Raw genomic sequence first — 21,880 nt, forward strand, 5'->3', positions numbered from 1 at the left:
TCTAGCTTTTTTTTTATTATTGGTTCAATGCCTCGGCCAAAGTTGCTTGCTCGGCCATCCAGGCGTTGAAATCTTCTTCAGATTCTACGATGATCTTCATCTGCATGTTGTAGTGGTTACCACCACAGATCTTGTTACACAATAACAGATAATCAAATTCGTAAGGCTCTAGTTCCTCTTCTCCATTGGCGAGAAGTTCCTGACTCTTATCTCTTCGGATCTGGTTGATGTGATTCACTTTTGCAACGATCTCATCGTTCATTCTCATCTCCTCTGTGGTGATGGTCGGTGTAAAACTGAATTGGGTAACCATACCTGGTACACAGTTCATCTGAGCACGGAAGTGTGGCATGTAGGCTGAATGCAGAACATCCTGAGAACGCATCTTAAACAAGACCTTTCTGCCTACCGGCAAGTGCAATTCATTAACCACTACATCATCCTGAGCATTTGGATCTGAGGCATCAACTCCGAGTTGGTTAACTCCCTCGATCAAACGAACGTTGGCTTCACCCAAAGTGTTGTCACCTCCTCCATAGCGGGCTCTCCAATCGAACTGGTAAGCGTATAGCTCGACCACCATCGGATCGTCCTCTGTATTCACATTCATGATATCAGTCCAGGTAAACAGACCGTAAATGATCAGACCTGCCAAAACGATCACCGGGATGATGGTCCAGATGAATTCGAGTTTGTCATTGTCTGCATAGAAAGTCGCTCGCTGCTCTTTTTTACCTCTGTACTTAAAGGCAAAATAGTGGAGTAACCACTGGGTTATGATTCCTACTATAAAAATGATGATCATAGAGATCAGCCACAACTGATCGATCTGCAGACCATGCTCCGAAGCGGACTCGGGCAACATAACATCACCCCACTTGTAAAAGGAAACAATACACAAGACATAAATGAAGAGCACAAACCCCAACATGAGGTATCCATTGACATTATTGTCCTTGTCGTTAGCAATCTCGGCATTGGCGTCGATCTCAGGGTTGGCCAGTCGCATGATCTTGCCCATCTGCATCACGGCAACTCCGAAAAGAATGATTACTAGAACTACTAAAAATGCGGTCATCTTTATTTTTCTTCTATGCGATTATTAATAATGGAATACTTCACTTTCCTTCAACAATGGGTGACGCTTGACAACAAGCGGCGCTTTACTCAGAGCCGTAAACACGACATAGACAAACAGTCCAAGGAAGAACATAACGGCTCCGATCTCCGGCAAGCCAATACCCCATGAGGTACCTACCGTCGCCGGCATCACCATATTGAAAACATCCACGTAGTGTCCGATCAAAATGACGATTCCGGTCATGATCACAAACCAGTTAACTCGTTTGAAATCAGAATTCATTAGCATGAGAACCGGGAAAATGAAATTTAACGCGACCATTCCAAAGAATGGAAGATTGTAATCCTCTATTCGAGTTACAAAATAAGTAACCTCTTCAGGGATGTTCGAGTACCAGATCAACATGAACTGGGAGAACCAGAGGTAGGTCCAGAAAATACTGAAACCAAACATGAATTTAGCCAGGTCATGAATGTGACTGTCGTTGACCATCTCCAAATGACCTTGAGATTTCAGGTAGATCGTGACCATTGCTATTACAGTAATGGCGCTTACCATCATTCCTGCAAATACATACCATCCAAATAGTGTGGAGAACCAGTGAGGATCAAAGCTCATGATCCAGTCCCAGGACATCATGGATTCTGTAACGATAAAGAATACCAGGAATCCAGCGGATAGTTTGAAATTCTTTTTAAACCAGGTGTTATCCTCTGCATTGTCATTGTGTAGCAGATACTTTCTGGATAGGAATCGATATAGGTTCCATCCAAGCAAGTAGATCACCGCACGGATCAGGAAGAAAGTAGTATTGAGAAAACCACTTTTCCCGGCTATGAGTTTGTCATAATGGTCACTTTCCGGGTCGATCAGTTCTGGGTCCATCCAGTGGAAGATGTGATTGACGTGGAAAGTAGACAACAGCAACAAAACCACAATAATAACCGAGGCAACCGGCAAATAAGCTGTAATTCCCTCCATGACACGAAACAGTACTGGAGACCAACCGGCCTGGGAAGCATGTTGAATGGCATAAAATGCCAGAGTCCCTAACGCAATCATGAAAAAGAAGAATGATGCCACATATAGGGCAGACCATGGCCGGTTCTGCATCTGATGCAAGGTGTGCTCTAGATGCTCGGCCTCGCTGCCGTGACCACCTTCGCCATGATTGGTTCCATGGGCCTCGCTGGAGACTCCGTGTCCACCGGCTTCACCGTGATCTGCAGTTTCTCCATGGCCATCGCCATGAGCAGCCTGCATGGCCGCAACCTCATCGGTATTTGCGGGAACGCTCATGAAACCAGCACCGATACCAATGGCACCCAATACCATAAATACCAGGGCAAAAAGTTTGACTTTGTTCGATAGTGTATACATATCCTTAACTCTTCTCTGTGGTTCTAGTGGTTGTTGTCTTCGTGTTCTTCATCGTGTGGCTCCTCACCTTCCTCGCCCTCAGTATCATTGCTCGGCAAATAAGACAAGGCTTCGGCTACATCGGCCATAGGAACTCGTTCCGGCTCTCCCAACAGGGCAGCCTTAAGATTCATGACGTGATGTGTGATCTGCCAACGCTCTTCTTCAGATGTCTGAGAAGCGTAGGATCCCATGGAATTCAGACCGTACATCTGGACGTGATATACACCTCCGTCTGTGATCTTCCGTCCCGGATCGGCATAACTCGGAATACCAAGGAAAACCTCATTCTTCATGAGTATACCTTGTCCGTCTCCTTTATCCCCGTGGCAAACTCCACAATAAATATCGTATAACTCTTTTCCTTTGGCCAGATTCTCTTCGGTCACAGGAAGCGGGTTCATCAATTCGTCCTTGGCCAGTTCCAGATCGGCAGTTGTGTTCTTGTAATCGTACGGTTGCCATCCTCTTGGGATACTCCCTTCTGCAGGTAGCATGGCGGCCTGGTCATTCGGGAAGATGCCGTATTCTCCGTAGGTCTCATAGCCTACTGGCTCGTACATGTTTGGCATGTACTGGTAGTTGGGCTTGGCCGTGTCAAAACACGATACCAGTGTCAACGACGCTATCGCAGCTATTGCCAGTGAAATATTTTTCATATTAATGTGCATCTTCGTTATCCATTATATTGATTTCTACGGCACCTGTTGTTGCCAAGAAATCGGTAACATCTTTTACTTCACTCTTCCCTGTGTCCACAGCCATTAGGAAGTGGTCATCTGTCGTTCTCACATCTGGATTTTCGGCTTTCTTGAAGGGCCAAAGCTTAGATCTCATGTAAAAAGTGATCACCATTAAGTGAGCCGCAAAGAAAACAGTCATCTCGAACATGATCGGTACAAAGGCAGGCATGTTCTCGATATAACTGAAGCTTGGCTTTCCACCAATATCCTGTGGCCAGTCCTCGATCATGATGAAATTCATCATGGTGATGGCTACAGACAGTCCAACCAGTCCGTAAATGAAGGAACAGATCGCGATCCGGGTATATGGTAGCCCCATGACTTTATCCAGTCCGTGAACCGGGAAAGGGGTGTACACCTCTTCGATATGATAATGCTGCTTGCGGACTTCTTTGACAGCATTCATCAGAATATCGTCGTCGTTGTATATAGCGTGAATGATCTTCGACATAACTGAGTCTTTAGGCAGGGTTGTTTTCGTTATTTTCTGCGGCTGCTGCGGTCAGATCACGAATGATCGGGGCCTCAGTTACCGGCACATAATGCTTGGCATCGTCTCCTTTATCTGCACGTAGATTCTTGTATCGATCACCGGAGCCCTTCAAAATGGACTTAACCTCCGCCTGTGCGATAACCGGGAAGGTTCGCGCATAGAGCAGGAAGAGTACAAAGAAGAATCCGATGGTTCCAATAAAGATCCCAATATCTACAAAGGTTGGTGAGAACATGGTCCAAGAGGACGGCAGGTAATCCCTGTGAAGTGAGGTAACGATAATCACGAAACGCTCAAACCACATACCAATGTTTACGACAATTGAGATAAAGAAGGAGAACATGATACTGGTTCTCAATTTCTTGAACCACATGAACTGTGGTGAGAATACATTACAGGTCATCATGGCCCAGTAAGCCCACCAGTAAGGACCGGTTGCCCGGTTCAGGAAGGCGTATTGCTCGTATTCCACTCCGGAATACCAGGCGATGAAAAGCTCTGTGATATAAGCAACACCAACAATAGAACCTGTAATCATGATTACAATGTTCATCAACTCGATGTGCTGAATGGTAATGTAGTTTTCCAGGTTGGAAACCTTTCGCATAATGATCAACAAGGTGTTTACCATGGCAAACCCTGAGAAGATCGCTCCCGCAACGAAATAAGGTGGGAAGATGGTGGTGTGCCATCCGGGAATCACCGAGGTTGCGAAGTCAAAGGATACGATGGTGTGTACAGAAAGTACAAGTGGCGTTGCCAAACCGGCCAGTACAAGAGAAACCTCTTCAAAACGTTGCCAATCCTTTGCTCGTCCACTCCATCCGAAAGATAGTATGCTGTAAACTCGTTTGGTAAATGGTGTAATGGCACGGTCCCGAATCATTGCGAAGTCCGGAAGTAATCCTGTCCACCAGAATACAAGGGATACTGATAAATAAGTAGAGATCGCAAATACGTCCCACAATAGTGGTGAGTTGAAGTTCACCCATAGCGATCCAAACTGGTTCGGGATCGGCAGTACCCAGTACGCTAACCAGGGACGCCCCATGTGAATGATCGGGAATAACCCGGCCTGAATTACAGAGAAAATGGTCATGGCCTCGGCCGATCGGTTGATCGCCATTCTCCATTTCTGACGGAAGAGCAGGAGTACAGCCGAGATCAAAGTACCGGCGTGACCAATACCTACCCACCAAACGAAGTTGGTGATATCCCAGGCCCAGTTTACCGTGGTATTCAATCCCCAGACACCGATTCCTGTGGAAATGGTGTAAATGATACATCCAATTCCCCATAGGAAGGCCGTCAGGGAAATACCAAAGACGATCCACCAGGATTTATTGGCCTGTCCCTCTACAGGAGCCGCAACATCCACGGTCACATCGTGGTACGTTTTGTTTCCCGTAACCAGGGGTTTTCTAATAGGTGCTTCGTAATGCGACGCCATATCTATTTTTTACTTATTCTATTGATGATATTTAAGCTTCGGTTGTATTTCTGACCTTAGTCTGATACATGACATTAGGCTTGGTTCCGACCTGTTCCAGCAGGTGGTACATACGGTCATCTTTGGACTTCTTGTACACTTCACTGTCGTGATCGTTCACATCACCGAAAACAATTGCCCCGGTATTACATGCTGCAGAACATGCGGTCTTGAACTCACCGTCCTTGACAGGTCGTCCATCGCGTTTGGCATCCAGGATGGTCTTCTGTGTCATTTGGATACAGAAAGAGCACTTCTCCATCACACCACGAGAGCGAACCACAACATCTGGGTTAAGTACCATTCTACCCAGATCATTGTTCATATGGTAATCGAACTCATCGTTCTCTGCATACAGGAACCAGTTAAATCTTCTTACTTTGTAAGGACAGTTGTTGGCACAGTAACGGGTACCTACACAACGGTTATAAGCCATATGGTTTTGACCTTGACGACCGTGAGAGGTTGCAGCAACCGGACAAACAGTCTCACAAGGAGCGTGGTTACAATGTTGACACATAACCGGCTGGAATGCTACCTGAGGATTAGCCGCGGCAACTTCCATCTCACCAAAGTCTGAAAGAGAGCTACCCAATCCGGAAATGCCTTCTTTCTTCTCGGTATCTCCGGAAAAGCTCTCTTCACTGGAGTAGTAGCGGTCGATACGCAACCAGTGCATATCCCGACTCTTTCTCACCTCATTCTTACCGACTACAGGAACATTGTTCTCCGCATGACAAGCGATCACACAAGCCCCACAACCGGTACACGCGTTCAGGTCGATAGACAAGTTGAAGTGGTGACCGATCGAACGATCAAACGAGTCCCAAAGATCGGCATCCGGAGAAGTCACAGGGATCTCTTGGTGATCTTTGGACACTTCTGGAATTGGGTTCCAATCGTGAACGTTCTTGGTATTAAATATCTCTAATGTGGTTTCGCGAATAATATCGCGACCCATCATAGTATTGTGAAGCTGAATACAAGCAAACTCATGCTCTCCTGCAACTTTCTCGATCTGCACGTTCTGAACATTACTAAAGTTCTGATACAGGATATTAGCATTTACTCCTGTCTGCATCTCTTTTTGTACAGCATCGGTTTTCCCGTATCCAAGGGCTAGTCCAACAGAACCTGGAGCCTGACCCGGTTGGATCAGAACAGGAACTTTTTCGATGACCTGGTCGCCAGATGTGATCTTGGCATAACCACCATTCAAGGCGCCATTGGCCACGTTGTAATTGGTGATCCCTAAACTGGCAGCATCAGTTGCAGACATGGTCAGGTAATTATCCCATGATGCACGGGTAATTGGATCTGGCATTTCTTGCAACCAAGGGTTGTTGGCCATCTGGCCATCACCCATTGCTGTCTTGGTATATAAGGTAAGTTCAAACCCTCCGTCTTGTGGTAAGGCCATTGAAGCGGCATCATTGGAGGCAGACTCCATTTCATCAGCAGGCATGACCAGTTCCACATCGGCTGTGTGAACTCCATCGTGAAGCGCCTTGTTCCAAGAAGCCGACCCAAGAATATTGGTTTCCCAATTCTCACGCAGGTACTCGTAGAACGATTGATTACTTCCAGTCCACTTCAATAATGAATCTTCAAATTGACGCGTGTTGAATAAAGGACGGATAGTCGGCTGTGTTAATCCGAAGCTACCCTTTTTGATCTGGGAATCACCCCAAGCCTCCAGGTAATGTGGTACAGCTGCCACCATCTTAGAGGCTGAAGCTGTCGCATCTTTCTTCATGGCAAAGGCCAATGAGAAACTCAGATTACCATATGCTTCGGCAAACTGGGAGGTTGGAACGGCGTAGACTGGGTCTACACCAACTGTGATCACTCCTTTGATTGATCCATTCTGAATCCCGTCGATCACACTATTCATAGCGGAAGCACTGGCCGAGCTGGTCATTTTAGGACGAGCTGTGTCAATTACTTCACTATTGCTGTTGATATTATAGTTAAGGGCAGCGGTTTGAGAGCCAGCATCTGGCAAACCTGTAACGACGACACCCTTGCTCCCTGCCTTGCTCAAATGAGCTTTTGCTTTATTGATGGTTTCAACCACTGATTCAGGTAGACCTGAGGTACTACCATTGGCAACGATCGCATTCAGCACCTTGGCCTGTTGTGAAGGTGTAACAGGCACGCGGACATCCGCATTGGCACCAGAAAGACTCATATTGGCCTCAAACTGGAAGTGCTTTGACATCTTACCTTGATGAGGTACGCGGCTTTTAGCATAGGCGCCTTCGTATCCTCCACCTTGCCAGTCTCCGATAAAGTCTGCACCCACAGAAACGATCACCTCAGCTTTGGAGAAATCGTAATCAGGCAGGGCACGCACACCAAAACGGCTTTGGTAGGCGTCCAATGCACCAGAAGCATTCACAGAATCGAAAGCTACGTGACGTACATTCGGATATTGGTTGGTGAATTGAGCAATCAGTTTTTCCGTAGAAGGACTGGCGAATGTCTTTGTCAGCAAGACAACATCCTGTCCGGCAGAAGCTGTAAGTGCAGAAGCAACTGCATTGTCCAGATCATCCCAACTTACAACATTGCCTCCCACCATTGGGCCCATCAGACGGTTGGTATCGTACAGAGACAACACCGACGCCTGAACGCGCGCATTGACATCGTTGTTCTCGGCCAGGTCATTTCGCTCGATCTTGATCGGACGACCCTCACGGGTCTTAACCAATACAGAGGCAAAGTCAAAACCATCGGCTATGGTCGAGGCGTAGTAATTAGCCACACCAGGAACGATCTCATCCGGTGCTACCACATAAGGAATCGATTTGATCACCGGCCCTTCACAAGCAGCAAGTGATGCAGCTGCCGTAGAGAACCCCACGTACTTCAAAAAGTCACGGCGGGTAGTCGATGAGGCTTCCAGGGTTTCTTTATCACCCAGGAAATCATCGGTAGGGATTGGTTCAACAAATTCGTTCTGTTGCAGGTCCTCGACAATAGAGCTGCTTGGATTCAGCTCCTCAACACTTTTCCAGTATTTCTTGTTCGATGCCATATTGCTATCTGAAAATTTATTCATGCTTGATTAATAGTGGCACTTACCACACTCCAGACCACCCATTTGGGCAGCTGTAAGTTTGTCTACACCATACTTCTTGGAGAGCTCATCATGGATCTTGGCGTAGTATTCGTTGCTCTCTACCTTTACGTTGGTCTCACGGTGACAGTTGATACACCATCCCATAGTTAGCGGAGAATACTGGTACATAATCTCCATTTCTTCCACTGGACCGTGACAGGTCTGACACTCTACACCAGCGACAGTTACGTGCTGGGAGTGGTTGAAATAAGCAAAGTCTGGAAGGTTGTGAATACGCACCCACTTAACCGGTTTGGACTCTCCGGTGTAGGCTTGGTTATCAACATCCCATCCAACTGCCTCGTATAATTTTTGGATCTCGCCGTCGTAGAATTCCTTGGTGTATCCATTGGCCAAATCTTCTTCTCCATTGTACTCGGCAATGTTCTTGTGACAGTTCATACATACATTCAGGGAAGGAATTCCTGAGTGCTTTGACTTACGGGCAGAACTGTGGCAGTATTTACAATCGATCTGGTTAGTACCGGCGTGGATCTTGTGTGAGTAGTGGATCGGTTGAACAGGAGCATATCCCTGATCGACACCTACTTGACTCATCCAACCGTAGGCGAAGTAGGCCGCAGAAAGTAGTAAGAAGATACTCGTAACAAGAACCAAGAACTGATTTTGAACAAAGGCTCTCCAGATCGGAACTCGTTTTTGCTCTTCCGGGTATTCTACTCCATTCGCTTCTGCGATCTTCTTTAGCGTCCCGTTGACCAAAATCAACATAATCACCAACAGGGCAAAGATCAAGGCTAGTGCGACTAGGATGATGTCGTTGGAAACTCCGCTATCGCCTCCTCCAGTTCCTTCGACTGCAACCTGAGCAACAGCTGGTGCTTTCTTCTCCGTGTAAGTGTAAGCGATAATGTTATCGATATCGGCATTGGACAAGGCCGGGAAGGCCGTCATCACCGATTGATTGTATTCGTTGAAAATGGCAACCGCCTGAGCATCTCCGGCTTTAACCATTTCCTGACTGTTCTTGATCCAGCTGTACAACCACTCCCGATCGTACTTGTCGCCCACCCCGTAGAGTGCAGGCCCGGTCGCCTTACTGTACAACTTGTGACAAGCGGCACAATTTGCTTTAAATAAAGCCTCCCCTGCCGCCGTGTCGATCACAGCTGTTTCCTGAGCAAATGTTGAAGTGGAAAATGTTAGCAGAAGGGCTAACAGAGGGAGTGATAATTGAGCGGCTAGCTTACTTAATCTCACCTTTTGCATACTAATGGTTAAATTTTGTCTCTTGCTTGGCATGATTTTCGCCTTATTTTCTGCGCTTCGGCAGGCCGTTTATCGTGCCAGAAATAACTGTGCAAAAGTAACGCATAAAGTCGATTTTCGAAATCCAAACAAACTGTTAACAACTAATTTATAACCATTCTAAATAATAATATTTTGACCGTTGAAGTTATTAAGTGGTACCTTTGCCTAGAACGGTCGGAATTAGCTTGAATATTATGATGCGTAACACACTGATAGCCTCTATTTTAGCTTTATTATTAAGCCCTTTTTGTCAGGCCCAACAAGAAAGCTCGGACATTCGACAAGATGAGAAAATACCGGAGCTGCTTGAACTGAAAAAAACACTCGAAAAAGAGAACAAATTAAGTAACGAATTCACCGTTCAGTTGTTCTATGGGGACCTCAAATCGGCCGAGGAGGTCATGGACGATTACAAGAAATTTTACACCACTTGGCCGGCCTCTTTGGAATACGAAACTCCAAACTACAAAGTATGGGTTGGAAGTTTCGGAAATCGACTGGATGCGGATAGGGCATTGCTCAAGCTCAAGGAGAAATTTCCATCGGCCTTTATACTGCGGCCGAACATTCAATAAAAAAAAGCGACCTCGATGGGTCGCTTTTCTTTTTTTATCCATTCGCTGATTACAGCGTTTTCTTCACGGCAACCTCTTGGAAGGCTTCTACGATATCTCCTTCGCGGATGTCGTTGTAATTCTTGATCTGCAGACCACATTCGTAGCCTTTGGCCACTTCCTTCACATCGTCCTTGAATCGTTTCAATGAGGATAATTCGCCGGTGTAGACAACCACTCCTTCTCGAATCAAACGGATACCTGAATTTCGGAAGATCTTTCCGCTGGTTACCATACATCCCGCGATGGTTCCAACCTTGGAGATCTTGAACGTCTCGCGGATCTCCGCCGTTCCTGTAATCTCCTCCTTCAATTCCGGAGACAGCATACCTTCCATGGCATCTTTCAGATCATTGATCGCATCATAGATGATGGAATAGGTCCGCACATCGATCTCTTCCTTCTCTGCCAGTTGACGGGCGTTACCCATAGGTCTTACGTTGAACCCGATGATAATGGCATCCGAGGCAGAGGCCAGAAGCACATCACTCTCCGTGATAGCTCCAACTCCCTTGTGGATGATATTCACTTGAATCTCCTCTGTTGACAGTTTCAGGAAGGAATCTGTAAGGGCCTCCACAGAACCATCCACATCCCCTTTTAGGATTATGTTCAGTTCTTTGAAATCCCCCAGTGCGATTCGTCGTCCGATCTCGTCCAGGGTAATATGACGTTGTGTTCTAACGGATTGTTCACGCTGCAGTTGCATACGCTTATTCGCGATAGACTTGGCTTCGCGCTCGTCTTCAAATACGTTGAATTTATCACCTGCCTGAGGTGCTCCATCCAATCCTAGGATTGAGACAGGAGTCGATGGCCCGGCTTCCTTCACGTCATTACCGCGCTCGTCGTGCATGGCCTTTACTTTACCACTGTGCTGACCAGCCAGGACATAATCTCCCACTCTAAGCGTTCCCGCCTGAACAAGTATGGTACTGACATATCCTCTTCCTTTATCCAGGAAGGCTTCTACAACTGTACCTGATGCTACTTTTTCGGGATTGGCCTTTAGTTCAAGCAATTCCGCTTCCAATAGGACCTTCTCCAAGAGTTCGTTCACTCCCTGCCCAGTCTTGGCAGAAATATCATGAGATTGGATCTTACCTCCCCAATCTTCTACCAGTAAGTTCATATTGGCCAGACCTTCCTTAATCTTATCCGGATTGGCTGTAGGCTTATCGATCTTGTTGATCGCAAATACAATGGGCACAGATGCCGCCTGGGCGTGAGAAATGGCTTCTTTGGTCTGAGGCATGATATCATCATCTGCCGCGACCACAATAATAGCCAGGTCTGTTACCTGGGCCCCTCTGGCACGCATGGCGGTAAACGCTTCGTGACCAGGTGTATCCAGGAATGCGATCTTTTGACCGTCCTCCAGGGTCACACCATAAGCCCCGATATGCTGTGTGATGCCTCCGGACTCACCGGCAATCACATTTTCTTCACGTATATAATCCAACAGGGATGTCTTACCGTGGTCTACGTGACCCATGACGGTAACGATCGGAGCTCTGTGCTGCAGATCTTCTGGCGCATCCTCCTCTTCCTGGATGGATTCTTCAATATCGGCGGTAACAAATTCTACTTCAAAGCCAAATTCCTCAGCAACTATAGATAGTGTCTCGGCATCCAGTCTTTGATTCATGGTCACCATCATTCCCAATGACATACAAGCAGAGATCACCTGGGTTACCGGCACGTTCATCATTGTCGCTACCTCGGAAACGGTAACAAATTCTGTTACTTTAAGTAGTTTACTGTCCGCTTCCAGTTGGGCCAGTTCTTCCTCCGTCTTTTTACGGTGAACATCCCGCTTCTCCCGGCGATATTTGGCCCCTTTACCTTTATTGGATTTCCCCTGTAGCTTTTCCAGGGTTTCCCGTACTTGTTTCTGTACTTCTTCGTCGCTAGGCTCCTCTTTCGGAGTTCTGGCGCGGCCTCTTCGCCCTCGGGCATCGCCTCCACCACCGCGTCCACTAGGTGCTTTGCTTATCCTACGTCTTCGGCCACGTTTCTCTTTGGGATCTTCGGGCTTGGACTCTGGTTTTTTCTTCTTTTCCGGCTTCTTGAATTGAGAAAGATCGATTTTCTTTCCCGTGAAATTGGGCCCTTCCAACTTTTGGTAATTGGTCTTGACCTTTTCCGGTCCGCTGGGTGCCTCAGGCTTTTCTTCTGTCTTTTCTTCTACCTTCTCTTCAAGCTTTTCCTGAGGTGCTTCGGCCTTTTTCTCAGCTTTTACTTCCTCAACAGGCTTCTCTTCCTTCTGAACCTCAACTTCGGGAGCCTTTTCCTCTGCAACCTCTGGAGCAGCTTTCTCTTCCTTAGCTGGAGCTTCTTTCTCTTTGGTTGGCTCGAGGTCGATGGTTCCAACTTGCTTTGGACCATCCAGCTTAGCTTGGGCACGGATCACCTCTGCAGGTTCAGATTTTTGCTTCTCCTCCATCTCCTTCTCCCGAGCGATCCTCAGCTCCTCCTTCTCCTTGCGTTTCTCTTCACCTACCTCCTTGGAAGCTACTTTCTTGCTCTTGTCCGTTTGAAATTCGTCAAAGAGCGCCTCGTATTCCTCGGCAGAGATTTTGGTTGTTGGTCGAGCCTCGATCTCGTAGCCCTTGGAACTTAAAAAGTCCACGGCTCTATCCAGGGAAATATTGAATTCCCTTAAGACCTTACTCAACCTCTGTGTTTTAACTTCGGCCATATATTGCTAAACTGCTATTCGCTTAAAACGATTGTAAAAGTAGCTAAACTTTCGGCTACTCTTCAAATTCTTCTTTTAATATGTTGATCACCTCCTGTATGGTTTCTTCCTCCAGGTCGGTTCTGCTGACCAGATCTTTCAGGTCCTGCTCCAATACACTCTTCGCAGTATCCAGACCGATCTTTCTAAACTCGTCAATGATCCATTGATCGATCTCATCCGAGAATTCGGTCAGCTCTACATCTTCCTCGGCACCTTCTCTCAGCACATCGATCTCATAGCCAGTCAATTGACCAGCCAATCGGATGTTGTGACCGCCACGGCCAATTGCCTTGGACACCTCTTCAGGCTTCAAGATCACCTCGGCCCGCTTGTTCTCTTCATCGATGGCGATAGAGGTAACACGTGCAGGGCTCAATGCTCTTGTGATGAACAAATTCAGGTTATTGGTGAAGTTGATCACATCGATATTCTCGTTGCCCAATTCCCGAACGATACCGTGAATACGTGACCCCTTCATACCCACACAGGCACCAACGGGATCGATACGGTCGTCATATGAATCCACGGCCACTTTAGCCTTCTCCCCAGGAATACGAACCACTTTCTTTACCGTGATCAATCCATCGAAAACCTCTGGGATCTCTTGTTCGAACAATTTTTCCAGGAACATAGGATGTGCCCGAGACATAATAATTGCCGGCTTGTTACCTTTCAATTCCACACTCTCAATGATTCCGCGAACGTTATCTCCCTTGCGGAAGAAATCCGATGGAATCTGGCGATCCTTGGGCATGATCAGTTCGTTGCCTTCATCGTCCAGCAAGATTACTGCTCGGTGACGGATGTGATGAACCTCAGCCGTATAGATCTCGCCTTCCAGCTCCTTGAACTGCTTATAGATATTGGTATTGTCGTGCTCATGGATCTTGGCGATCAGGTTTTGACGCAAGGCCAGGATGGAACGCCTTCCTAAGTCAATCAGCTTTACCTCCTCGGAAACATCCTCGCCAATTTCAAAATCTTCCTCGATCTTTTGGGCTTCCGTGAGGGAGATTTCCTCATTAGGGTCCTCAACATCCCCATCTGCCACAACGATCCTGTTTCTCCAGATCTCCAAATCCCCCTTATCCGGGTTGATGATGATGTCAAAGTTTTCGTCACTACCGAACTTCTTCTTCAGAGCATTTCTAAACACATCTTCCAGGATAGCCATCAGGGTAACCCGGTCGATCAGTTTATCGTCCTTGAATTCAGAAAACGAGTCAATTAACGCTAAATTTTCCATGTCATCTACTTAAAATGTTATCATCACTTTTGCTTCTTGTATATCATCGTAGGCCAATTGGGCCTGCTTCTCTACGGTCACTTTACCCTTGCCAATCGGTTTGGGCTCCCTGACCTTCCAGGTCAGGATAATTTCATTGTCATCCGCCTTCTCTAGCTTTCCTTCAATAGTCTGGTCGTTGGACCTGACCTTCAGTTTTCTACCGATATTCTTTTGATACTGTCTGGCCATGGTTAAGGGTTCGCTCACCCCGGCAGATAAAACCTCCAAGGAAAAGTCTTCGGACTCCCTGTCCAGGTTGTGCTCTATGGCACGGCTGATTTCGATACAATCCTGAACTTTTACACCTTTATCGCCATCGATGATCACCCGGATCTGATTGGCTTCGCTTACCTCCATATTGATCAAGAAGAGATCGGGACGATCCTCTAAGGCGCTGTCTAAAAGTTGCTGAACTTGCTTTTTCATGAATTATGGCTATAAAAAGAGGGGACTTTCCGTCCCCTCAGCTGTGTTGGCCAATGATTTCGGTGCAAATATACGCTTTTTTTCAGTATCCCAAAAACCAATTATCCCTACAATTTTTGTATCTTATTCAATGCTACACATCTAACATCCCCATCATGAAACGCATTCTAGTTCCAACGGATTTTTCTGAAACAGCCCATAATGCCATGCAAGTGGCTGCGCAACTCGCTCGTCGATACGATGGGGAGATCATAATGCTTCACTGCCTGGAGATTCCCCTGCACTTGAGTACCGCCAGGGAAACCGGCAGTTTGCCCGATGGGCTCTTCTTTATTAAACTGGCCGAAAAGCGTTGTTCAGAGATCTTGGAGCAACCCTTTTTAAAGGATGTGGTGGTCCACCAGGTCATTGGACACGATGAGATTTTCAGGGATGCGGAATTGATCACCCAAAAACAGAATATTGATGCCATTGTGATCGGGTCTCATGGAGCCAGTGGATTCCAGGAGATGTTCATTGGAAGTAATACAGAAAAGATTGTCCGCACAGCCGCAGTTCCAGTTCTGGTAATCAAAGGGCATCATCAAGATTTTGAAATCAAAGATTTCGTCTTTGCCACCGACTTTACTGAAGAAGGAAAATCGGCCTATAAACAAGCCAGGAACTTTCTAACGGATACAGATGCCCGGATTCACATGCTGTTTGTGAACACACCAGGAGATTTCAGGACAAACCAGGAGATCAAAGAGCAAATGAGCCAATTCATTGAAGGTATACAAGACACTAATTACACCTTGAACATCTACAACGATCAAACGGTAGAGAAAGGGATTTTAAACTTCTCCAATGAGATCGGCGCTCAGCTGATTGGAATGGGAACCCATGGCCGGAAAGGACTAGCGCATTTCTTTAACGGCAGCATCAGCGAGGATTTGGTGAATCATGCCCAACTGCCTGTTATGACCTTCAGGATCTGATTAAGCTACTTTAAAAACGTTTCCCCAGCATTCGGGTTGTAGGTATAGCGGAAGGTATACGTTCTATCCTGATCTATTTCTGGATCCGGATTTTCTGGAGAGTTCAAATAGTAGCTAAGGACCTCCATCTTGGCAAAATGACCATCCCGTGTACGAAAAACCAATGTTCTGCCTGAAATTGGAGCAATGATCTGGTCATTATTCTCTAACTGATACCATCCCAATTCGGGCGCATCGGGAATAGCCCATTGCCCTGGAGCATCCTGCAGAAATGAGAGCCCATCAGCGTTTAAGACCTGGTCATAAGGAAGTTCCACAACCAACCCACCAACATCGGCATTACGAACCGGCTCGCCTATTACGCCAACTTCATCCCCACCATTTACGGCTATTGTCGCCCCTCTGAAAGCCACATCCCATTCTTGAGTATTTCCGGTACTAAAGCCTCCTATGAGATCAAATCTTCTAAACGGACCATCGTCCGGAACGTTTTCTGAGCCAATAGCCCGCAAATTGACAATGGTATCCCGAAACAGTTCCATGAGCACACGAATATCAGATCTGTAGATCTCCTCATTTAATCGAAAGACCTTTACCGTGCTGTTACCACTAGGAATAACCCGGTTAACCAATACTGACATCAGTGTATCATTTACTATGGTAAAGTTGGCCTGCACATCAGAAATCGTTACCCTTATGCCGACCTGAACTTCAGGGAACCCCACACCTAAAATATCAAATGCAGAATCGTACCTGACCTTGGATGAAGGGATATCGGTCACAGTAAATTCTGGCACGGTCACCTCTCGTAACTCAGGATCTTTGCTACATCCAATGATGAGGCTGAAAAAAATGAGCAGGAAGAAAAGATTGGGTCTTTGCATAGCGCTGGGGAAATTACGGATTATTGGCCGATTGGTGAATATAGGTTAGCTACAAATAAGCAATCTCCATTACATCAGACTATCGCATTATCACTAAAAAGAAACGTCAATGATCTCTTTAATATTTGAGGATTCGTAATTTTGAATGGAGATTAAAAACAACACAGATGAATTCTACAATTGAACAACTTCTGAACGATCAGATTAAATACGAAGCCCAGGCTTCTATGCAATATATGGCTATGGCCTCTTGGGCCGATGCCAAAGGATACAGCGGAGTATCCAATTTCTTTTACGCACAATCCGAAGAGGAACGAATGCATATGACCAAACTGGTCAAGTTTGTCAACGAAAGAGGAGGAAATGTGATCATCCCTTCATTGGATCAACCTGAAGCGGACTTCGGAGGACTACTGGCCCTATTCGAAAAATTCTTAAGCAGCGAGATCTTTGTGACAGAAAAGATCAACCACATCATTTACGAGTGCTTGCAAAAGAAGGACTATAATGTCCACAACTTCATGCAGTGGTATGTGACGGAGCAGCTGGAAGAAGAAGCTACAGCCCGGACACTGCTAGATAAGCTGAACATTATTGGTGACAACACTTCAGGATATTACCTTTTTGATCGGGACATTGAAATACTGGCAGCCGAAGGAGGCGACACAGAAGAATAAAATAAAAGCCGAACGAAACGTTCGGCTTTATTATTGGTAGCAACTATACGTTGACTTCTATTTACTCTTTGAGCATGACTGTCCGGGTAACACTATTGAATGGCCCCGGAATCATATTCCCATCGGCGTCGATAAGTTCGAGGGAAATTGTCACCTCTCCTAATGGCAATCCACTCATCACATGAGGAGCCCATTCAGAAATAATAAATTCCGTCCCGTTTATAGTCGCCTTTACTTTGTTACCATCCTCGGATAAAGTGGTATTCAGTACAAAGAAATCAAGCAGGACATTCTCAACATCCTTACCTGCGTACTCACCCTTCGGTCTGCTGTAGATCAATGTGGGGGCTTCCATATCAAGACCATTAGCATCCTGTGGATTGTCGCCAACCTCCAGTTTTCGAACCACAACCGAGTTTTCGTTCTTTACAGATTCATGGTAGGATCTGCTAAGGAAAGCCACTAAGTGATGCACCCCATCGGGTACTTCCTTGCTAAAAGCGGGCTCGTAATGCGCAGAATAGGGTTGATTATTAAGGATGAAATGTATGTGTTGCCCTTTACCAGAATTAGCAAGACGCTCAGCATTTGGTCCTGATGTTTGAGCTCCCAACTCGTAATTCTCAACTTGGAATTCAAAATCGATCGCCCCAGCGGCCACGATAGCCTCCCCTGACGGATTGTTTAACATCAGTGCAGCATCTTCGTAGGCCGGAGAGCCCTCCAGCTTAACCAAAGTTAGTTCAGGTTGAGTCTCTTCGACTACCTCCTGTTCTACTTCTACTTCTTGTTCTTCAGTGTTTTCCTTGGTTTGTTTACACCCAACCGCTACAAGCGCAAGAATGAGTAAAACCAGGATAGATTTTGGTGCTTTCATGGTGATGGTCTTTTGTTTTTTATAAGGAACCTTAAAATTACGCATTTTCGTGCTATGCGTTCAAGGAAATATGGATATCTACCTAGGGGCACCATTCCCCTCCCGGGACAAGCTATCTTTTTCAATCATGCGGCCCAAATGAAATAAGGAGAGGCATGGATGATTCTTGAAACGTGATCTCTTGATTCAAGAATTTGGCATGGCTAATTCTCTATAAGTCACATCCCTCGCTTAACGGCAAACCATAGGCCCATTCACCTAGCGCTTCTTCGGGTTCTTTGTCCAGATCAGGATCAGAAAAAGGACTATTTGGAGTACGCAGCCAACACCCCATAAGGTGAGCAGGTAGCTTTTATTGCGTTGCATCACAACATAGTCGGCGATACCCGCCTTCCAGAACATCCATTCGTCGGCTAGGGAAGAGGCCATATTCCAATGCCCGGTTTCCAAAACGATCACACCCGATCCCGTTTTAAGGTCGATCCTTGCGGCAGTGTTAATGGCGTTGTTTCCGCTACCATCGTGACCGATGATTAAGGAGTTTTGATCGTTTTGACTATACAAATGTGGGCCTAATCCATATACCCCGATATTGTTGATAAAGGCTTCAGCTTGGCTCTGTGAAGCGATGGTCTCCTTGGAAAGTACTGGGTTGTCCATGAGTTGCACCTGCAAGAACTTGGAAAGATCACCGGTGGTCGTATAGAGCCCGGCTGCAGCAAGTGCTGTAAACTGATTCATCTCCCTGGTGGAACCATCATCCTGAAAGACTTGAGCCAATTGGGTCCTTGGTGTAGCGCCAAATGCAAAAGTAGAGTTGAGCATGCCTAATGGCTCCAGGACTTCTTCTTTCATATAGGTTTCGAACGATTGACCACTGATCTCTTCGATCAAGAGTTGCAGAATGGTGTAACCAGCACCCGAGTACCTGTATTGGGAGCCCGGCTGGTAGCCAACAATGGCGACCCCATCCGAATAATCCGTGTCTGCTGCTCGCGTGAGCGACTCTTCCAGGGTCTGGATTTCTTGACCGGGAGGAAATCCGCTATAACCCAGCTCATCGATCAGTCCAGCGGAGTGCGAGAGTAACCTCCGAACGGTGACCAAACTATTGTCAAATTCGCTTTTTGGTAAATGCCACCGGCTTAGATATTGATCGACAGGCTTATCGAGGTCCAACCGTCCATCTTCGACCAACTTCATCACTCCATAAGAGGTCACCCACTTACTGATAGAGGCAACAGGAAAGACAGTGTTTTGATCGACGGTCTTGTCTGCAGATTTGAAGAAAGTCTCCACCACTTGACCATCTTCAATCAAAGTCATGGCCAAATTACCCACGGATGATTCCTGTACCTTTTCTTGAGCCGCTTCTATAAAACCTTCCGGACTGTCCAGCTTGTTGAGTGGTCTAAGTAAGAAACCATCAATGAATCCAAAACCGACAAATGCGGTCCAGAGTACTAGAACAAATAGAACGATAGAGATGCGTTTGAGTAACTTCATGAGATAGTTGCGTTTAAGGTTCCACATTGAGTTGACCCAAAAATGAACTATTCGCATGACGCAATGGTTCGAATAGCTGTTACTCGAACCTTTTAGTTCCAAATTATATGGAATCAGCTCTCCATACTGCTGCCTGCAGCATTTCGGAATTGCGAAGGGGTCTGTCCGGTGTTCTTTTTGAAGGCGGTATTAAAGGACGATTTGGAGTTAAATCCTACTTCGTACATGATCTGTTGGATGTTGAGATCGTTTTGTGTCAGTAGACGACAAGCTTCTTCTATGCGGTAGGAATTGATATAATCGTAAAAGTGTTGTCCCAAGACCTTATTGATCAAAAATGAGAGTTGCCTTTCGGAGATGTTGGTCTGTTTCGCCAGATCTTGTAGGGTCAGGAAGTTGTCCAAATAAGGCTTCTGGGCAGACATATGGCTCGATAGATCCGCAATCTCTTGTTCGTAGGATTCAGTTTCTTGCGGGTCTGACAGCGCTTGAGTAGTTGCAATGTCCAAATCGACACCGCTAAACAAATAAGGTGTACGCATGGTCTTGATCACAAACCAACAAATGATGATCAGGGCAAATGCAAAAATGATCAGGTTTAAGAGTTCGAGTCTTTGTTCATTCAGAACCAACCGCAAGAGCACCAAGCAATTGGCTATAAGATATAGGATAGTGGTGTTCCTCAACCACTTATATACCCCGCTATGAACCGAATAATTAGCCAACCGTATTTGTTTGAATCGCGACAGGGTCACAAAGATCGCTACGAAATAGGCCGCATACTGTAACTGTGTGGTGACGATATTTAGGACATCGATTTCCCGGGTCACTTCAGTGGAGAGAAGCAATACATAAAAGCCGACAAATGGTAGGGCATGCCAGAGCTGTTTCCATCCAATTGGATAGTTGGTAAAGCAAGTTTTCTTGACATAGAAATACAAAAGAGGCATCTGCAGATAGGCAGAAGCATTTCTAAAGTGGTCTAAAACTGGATAATTCGAATAGACTTTTCTGAGGAATATGGCAGACAGATCGAAGGATATGACAAGCAGGAAGATCGCAAAGAAATAATTGGCAATCCTGTTCTTGGATTTGGTAGTAAACAGGAAAACTGCCAACAGTATTAGCAGAAATACGGTAATTTTTCCAATATCCCCGATCATAGATAAGAGGTTGTTTTGAGTTGCATTAAGATCCAGTCAATCAATTGTGGCTTCTACAACTTGTAAATACCATTGATTCGATTAAAAAATTCATCAAATCTCTTCAGGGCGCTAATAAATGTATTGTGAATCCTTTTTCCAAATTCAGATTCGTTTCCAAAGGAGCCAGGTGGTGCGCAGGCCCATGAGAGCCCTAAGTAATAGAAACAAAAAACCCGAGCAGAATGCTAGGTTAATTTGATAAGGGTAACTCAGAGTAACTCATAAACACAACGGATACATCTTTGAACTGGGAATGTCTGGAGCTGAGGGTTTTGTAATTTAATTAAGCGACAAAACCCTCCTCTCCAACCACCCACATCTGTGGGCCAAAAGCATATTTCGCTTCACCCTTCACTCCTGACCTTTCACCCAAAAAACAAAAGCCCCGAGCGTTTGCTCGGGTTAATATTGTTGGCCCACTAGGGCTCGAACCGGGCCGAATGTCTTCGAAGAAGTCGAAAGGTCCAGTGGACCTTTTGAAATGAGGAGCCAGGTGGTGCGCAGGCAGGTGAGAGCCTAGCAATAAAAAAACCCCCGAAAATCTCGGAGGGTTTGCGTTGGCCCACTAGGGCTCGAACCTAGACTCTTCTGAACCAAAATCAGACGTGTTGCCAGTTACACCATGGGCCAATACCATAATGAGGATGCCCATTTTTAAAGGGCTCACATTGATTACTGGACTCTGCACCCAATTTATAAATAATCTTACTCCACCTGCAACTGTAACACTTTAAGGGTGCAGAATGGGGTGCAGAACATCTAAAACAATTAATAATATGAAAACAGCTATCGTAAGAAAACGCAAGTCTGTAACCATCCAGTACCTTGTTAACGGCAAACAGTTCAGATTGTATACAGGTATGGCCGTTGAAGACAATGAATGGACCAAAAACAGAAATCAGTAAACTCCAGAAACCCTGGTTACATGTCTATTAATCAAACAATTTTAAAAATTAGAGGTGAAGTTGAAACATATCTCATAGACCTGAAGCGCAATAACCTTCCATATGTACACTCTGATCTAAAAAACCTCCCCCGAGTGATCGAGGGAGGTTTTTGTTC

The 21,880-nt window shown here is 46.0% G+C and carries 18 protein-coding genes and 1 tRNA gene; 4 read left to right on the top strand and 15 right to left on the bottom strand.

All coding sequences use genetic code 11. From position 1 onward, the window contains the following. Window positions 1–16 precede the first annotated feature (16 nt). Genes BST85_RS09870 through BST85_RS09900 form a run of 7 tightly spaced genes read right to left on the bottom strand, consistent with a single transcriptional unit; the run spans window position 17 to window position 9,579 of the window. Entirely contained in the window at window positions 17–1,078 is a 1,062-nt protein-coding gene (locus tag BST85_RS09870; protein WP_104813088.1) for a cytochrome c oxidase subunit II, read from the bottom strand. Window positions 1,079–1,102: 24 nt separating this feature from the next. Continuing rightward, on the bottom strand, window positions 1,103–2,461 hold the full coding sequence (locus BST85_RS09875; protein ID WP_104813089.1) for a quinol:cytochrome C oxidoreductase: 1,359 nt from the start codon (window positions 2,459–2,461) through the stop codon (window positions 1,103–1,105). 23 nt (window positions 2,462–2,484) lie between these two features. Beyond that, window positions 2,485–3,159 carry a c-type cytochrome gene (locus BST85_RS09880; protein ID WP_104813090.1) on the bottom strand — a complete coding sequence of 225 codons (675 nt, stop codon included), beginning with the start codon at window positions 3,157–3,159 and terminating at the stop codon, window positions 2,485–2,487. A 1-nt stretch (window position 3,160) separates the two neighbouring features. After that, window positions 3,161–3,694, bottom strand: a complete 534-nt coding sequence (locus BST85_RS09885; protein WP_104813091.1) for a DUF3341 domain-containing protein — start codon at window positions 3,692–3,694, stop codon at window positions 3,161–3,163. A 10-nt stretch (window positions 3,695–3,704) separates the two neighbouring features. Further along, the gene (gene nrfD / locus BST85_RS09890) at window positions 3,705–5,186 is read right to left on the bottom strand and encodes an NrfD/PsrC family molybdoenzyme membrane anchor subunit (protein WP_245917675.1); all 1,482 of its coding nucleotides are present in this window, start codon (window positions 5,184–5,186) and stop codon (window positions 3,705–3,707) included. A 31-nt stretch (window positions 5,187–5,217) separates the two neighbouring features. Next, a complete protein-coding gene (locus BST85_RS09895; RefSeq protein WP_104813092.1) occupies window positions 5,218–8,265 on the bottom strand; it encodes a TAT-variant-translocated molybdopterin oxidoreductase in 3,048 nt (1,015 codons plus the stop codon). A gap of 30 nt (window positions 8,266–8,295) precedes the next feature. Then, entirely contained in the window at window positions 8,296–9,579 is a 1,284-nt protein-coding gene (locus tag BST85_RS09900) for a c-type cytochrome (protein ID WP_104813093.1), read from the bottom strand. A 236-nt stretch (window positions 9,580–9,815) separates the two neighbouring features. Here BST85_RS09900 and BST85_RS09905 point away from each other — a divergent pair, with 236 nt between their 5' ends. Continuing rightward, on the top strand, window positions 9,816–10,196 hold the full coding sequence (locus BST85_RS09905; protein WP_104813094.1) for an SPOR domain-containing protein: 381 nt from the start codon (window positions 9,816–9,818) through the stop codon (window positions 10,194–10,196). Between the two features lie 49 nt (window positions 10,197–10,245). On the opposite strand, the gene infB is transcribed toward BST85_RS09905, so the two are convergent. The 3 genes from infB to rimP are packed head-to-tail and all read right to left on the bottom strand — an operon-like array spanning window position 10,246 to window position 14,692. Continuing rightward, entirely contained in the window at window positions 10,246–12,936 is a 2,691-nt protein-coding gene (infB, locus tag BST85_RS09910) for a translation initiation factor IF-2 (RefSeq protein ID WP_104813095.1), read from the bottom strand. A 55-nt stretch (window positions 12,937–12,991) separates the two neighbouring features. Beyond that, window positions 12,992–14,224 (bottom strand): transcription termination factor NusA, encoded by a 1,233-nt coding sequence (gene nusA, locus BST85_RS09915; protein WP_104813096.1) that lies wholly within the window; start codon window positions 14,222–14,224, stop codon window positions 12,992–12,994. Window positions 14,225–14,233: 9 nt separating this feature from the next. Next, the gene (rimP, locus tag BST85_RS09920) at window positions 14,234–14,692 is read right to left on the bottom strand and encodes a ribosome assembly cofactor RimP (RefSeq protein WP_104813097.1); all 459 of its coding nucleotides are present in this window, start codon (window positions 14,690–14,692) and stop codon (window positions 14,234–14,236) included. A gap of 155 nt (window positions 14,693–14,847) precedes the next feature. Between rimP and BST85_RS09925 the strand changes: the two genes are divergently transcribed. Then, window positions 14,848–15,669, top strand: coding sequence for a universal stress protein (locus BST85_RS09925; protein ID WP_104813983.1), 822 nt, complete (start codon window positions 14,848–14,850; stop codon window positions 15,667–15,669). 5 nt (window positions 15,670–15,674) lie between these two features. On the opposite strand, the gene BST85_RS09930 is transcribed toward BST85_RS09925, so the two are convergent. Beyond that, the gene (locus BST85_RS09930) at window positions 15,675–16,553 is read right to left on the bottom strand and encodes an HmuY family protein (RefSeq protein WP_104813098.1); all 879 of its coding nucleotides are present in this window, start codon (window positions 16,551–16,553) and stop codon (window positions 15,675–15,677) included. A 167-nt stretch (window positions 16,554–16,720) separates the two neighbouring features. Here BST85_RS09930 and BST85_RS09935 point away from each other — a divergent pair, with 167 nt between their 5' ends. After that, window positions 16,721–17,230, top strand: coding sequence for a ferritin (locus BST85_RS09935; protein WP_104813099.1), 510 nt, complete (start codon window positions 16,721–16,723; stop codon window positions 17,228–17,230). A gap of 61 nt (window positions 17,231–17,291) precedes the next feature. On the opposite strand, the gene BST85_RS09940 is transcribed toward BST85_RS09935, so the two are convergent. The 4 genes from BST85_RS09940 to BST85_RS09955 form a co-directional block, all read right to left on the bottom strand. Next, window positions 17,292–18,107, bottom strand: coding sequence for a hypothetical protein (locus tag BST85_RS09940; RefSeq protein ID WP_104813984.1), 816 nt, complete (start codon window positions 18,105–18,107; stop codon window positions 17,292–17,294). Between the two features lie 258 nt (window positions 18,108–18,365). Further along, window positions 18,366–19,613, bottom strand: a complete 1,248-nt coding sequence (locus BST85_RS09945) for a serine hydrolase domain-containing protein (RefSeq protein WP_104813985.1) — start codon at window positions 19,611–19,613, stop codon at window positions 18,366–18,368. 113 nt (window positions 19,614–19,726) lie between these two features. Then, window positions 19,727–20,776, bottom strand: a complete 1,050-nt coding sequence (locus BST85_RS09950) for a helix-turn-helix domain-containing protein (RefSeq protein WP_104813100.1) — start codon at window positions 20,774–20,776, stop codon at window positions 19,727–19,729. Between the two features lie 599 nt (window positions 20,777–21,375). After that, window positions 21,376–21,448 (bottom strand) — tRNA-Gln (locus BST85_RS09955). 146 nt (window positions 21,449–21,594) lie between these two features. On the opposite strand from BST85_RS09955, the gene BST85_RS14595 reads away from it, so the two are divergent. Continuing rightward, complete coding sequence (locus BST85_RS14595; RefSeq protein WP_281259705.1) at window positions 21,595–21,723, top strand: hypothetical protein; 129 nt, start codon at window positions 21,595–21,597, stop codon at window positions 21,721–21,723. Window positions 21,724–21,880: the final 157 nt, after the last annotated feature.

The sequence above is a fragment of the Aureitalea marina genome (assembly GCF_002943755.1).
Lineage (GTDB): Bacteria > Bacteroidota > Bacteroidia > Flavobacteriales > Flavobacteriaceae > Aureitalea > Aureitalea marina.

What these genes read in the sequence shown, in the direction of transcription:
- BST85_RS09870 (WP_104813088.1), bottom strand. Translation starts at nt 1,078, where the DNA reads ATGACCGCATTTTTAGTAGTTCTAGTAATCATTCTTTTCGGAGTTGCC.
- BST85_RS09875 (WP_104813089.1), bottom strand. Translation starts at nt 2,461, where the DNA reads ATGTATACACTATCGAACAAAGTCAAACTTTTTGCCCTGGTATTTATG.
- BST85_RS09880 (WP_104813090.1), bottom strand. Translation starts at nt 3,159, where the DNA reads ATGAAAAATATTTCACTGGCAATAGCTGCGATAGCGTCGTTGACACTG.
- BST85_RS09885 (WP_104813091.1), bottom strand. Translation starts at nt 3,694, where the DNA reads ATGTCGAAGATCATTCACGCTATATACAACGACGACGATATTCTGATG.
- nrfD (WP_245917675.1), bottom strand. Translation starts at nt 5,186, where the DNA reads ATGGCGTCGCATTACGAAGCACCTATTAGAAAACCCCTGGTTACGGGA.
- BST85_RS09895 (WP_104813092.1), bottom strand. Translation starts at nt 8,265, where the DNA reads ATGGCATCGAACAAGAAATACTGGAAAAGTGTTGAGGAGCTGAATCCA.
- BST85_RS09900 (WP_104813093.1), bottom strand. Translation starts at nt 9,579, where the DNA reads ATGCAAAAGGTGAGATTAAGTAAGCTAGCCGCTCAATTATCACTCCCT.
- BST85_RS09905 (WP_104813094.1), top strand. Translation starts at nt 9,816, where the DNA reads ATGATGCGTAACACACTGATAGCCTCTATTTTAGCTTTATTATTAAGC.
- infB (WP_104813095.1), bottom strand. Translation starts at nt 12,936, where the DNA reads ATGGCCGAAGTTAAAACACAGAGGTTGAGTAAGGTCTTAAGGGAATTC.
- nusA (WP_104813096.1), bottom strand. Translation starts at nt 14,224, where the DNA reads ATGGAAAATTTAGCGTTAATTGACTCGTTTTCTGAATTCAAGGACGAT.
- rimP (WP_104813097.1), bottom strand. Translation starts at nt 14,692, where the DNA reads ATGAAAAAGCAAGTTCAGCAACTTTTAGACAGCGCCTTAGAGGATCGT.
- BST85_RS09925 (WP_104813983.1), top strand. Translation starts at nt 14,848, where the DNA reads ATGAAACGCATTCTAGTTCCAACGGATTTTTCTGAAACAGCCCATAAT.
- BST85_RS09930 (WP_104813098.1), bottom strand. Translation starts at nt 16,553, where the DNA reads ATGCAAAGACCCAATCTTTTCTTCCTGCTCATTTTTTTCAGCCTCATC.
- BST85_RS09935 (WP_104813099.1), top strand. Translation starts at nt 16,721, where the DNA reads ATGAATTCTACAATTGAACAACTTCTGAACGATCAGATTAAATACGAA.
- BST85_RS09940 (WP_104813984.1), bottom strand. Translation starts at nt 18,107, where the DNA reads ATGAAAGCACCAAAATCTATCCTGGTTTTACTCATTCTTGCGCTTGTA.
- BST85_RS09945 (WP_104813985.1), bottom strand. Translation starts at nt 19,613, where the DNA reads ATGAAGTTACTCAAACGCATCTCTATCGTTCTATTTGTTCTAGTACTC.
- BST85_RS09950 (WP_104813100.1), bottom strand. Translation starts at nt 20,776, where the DNA reads ATGATCGGGGATATTGGAAAAATTACCGTATTTCTGCTAATACTGTTG.
- BST85_RS14595 (WP_281259705.1), top strand. Translation starts at nt 21,595, where the DNA reads ATGAAAACAGCTATCGTAAGAAAACGCAAGTCTGTAACCATCCAGTAC.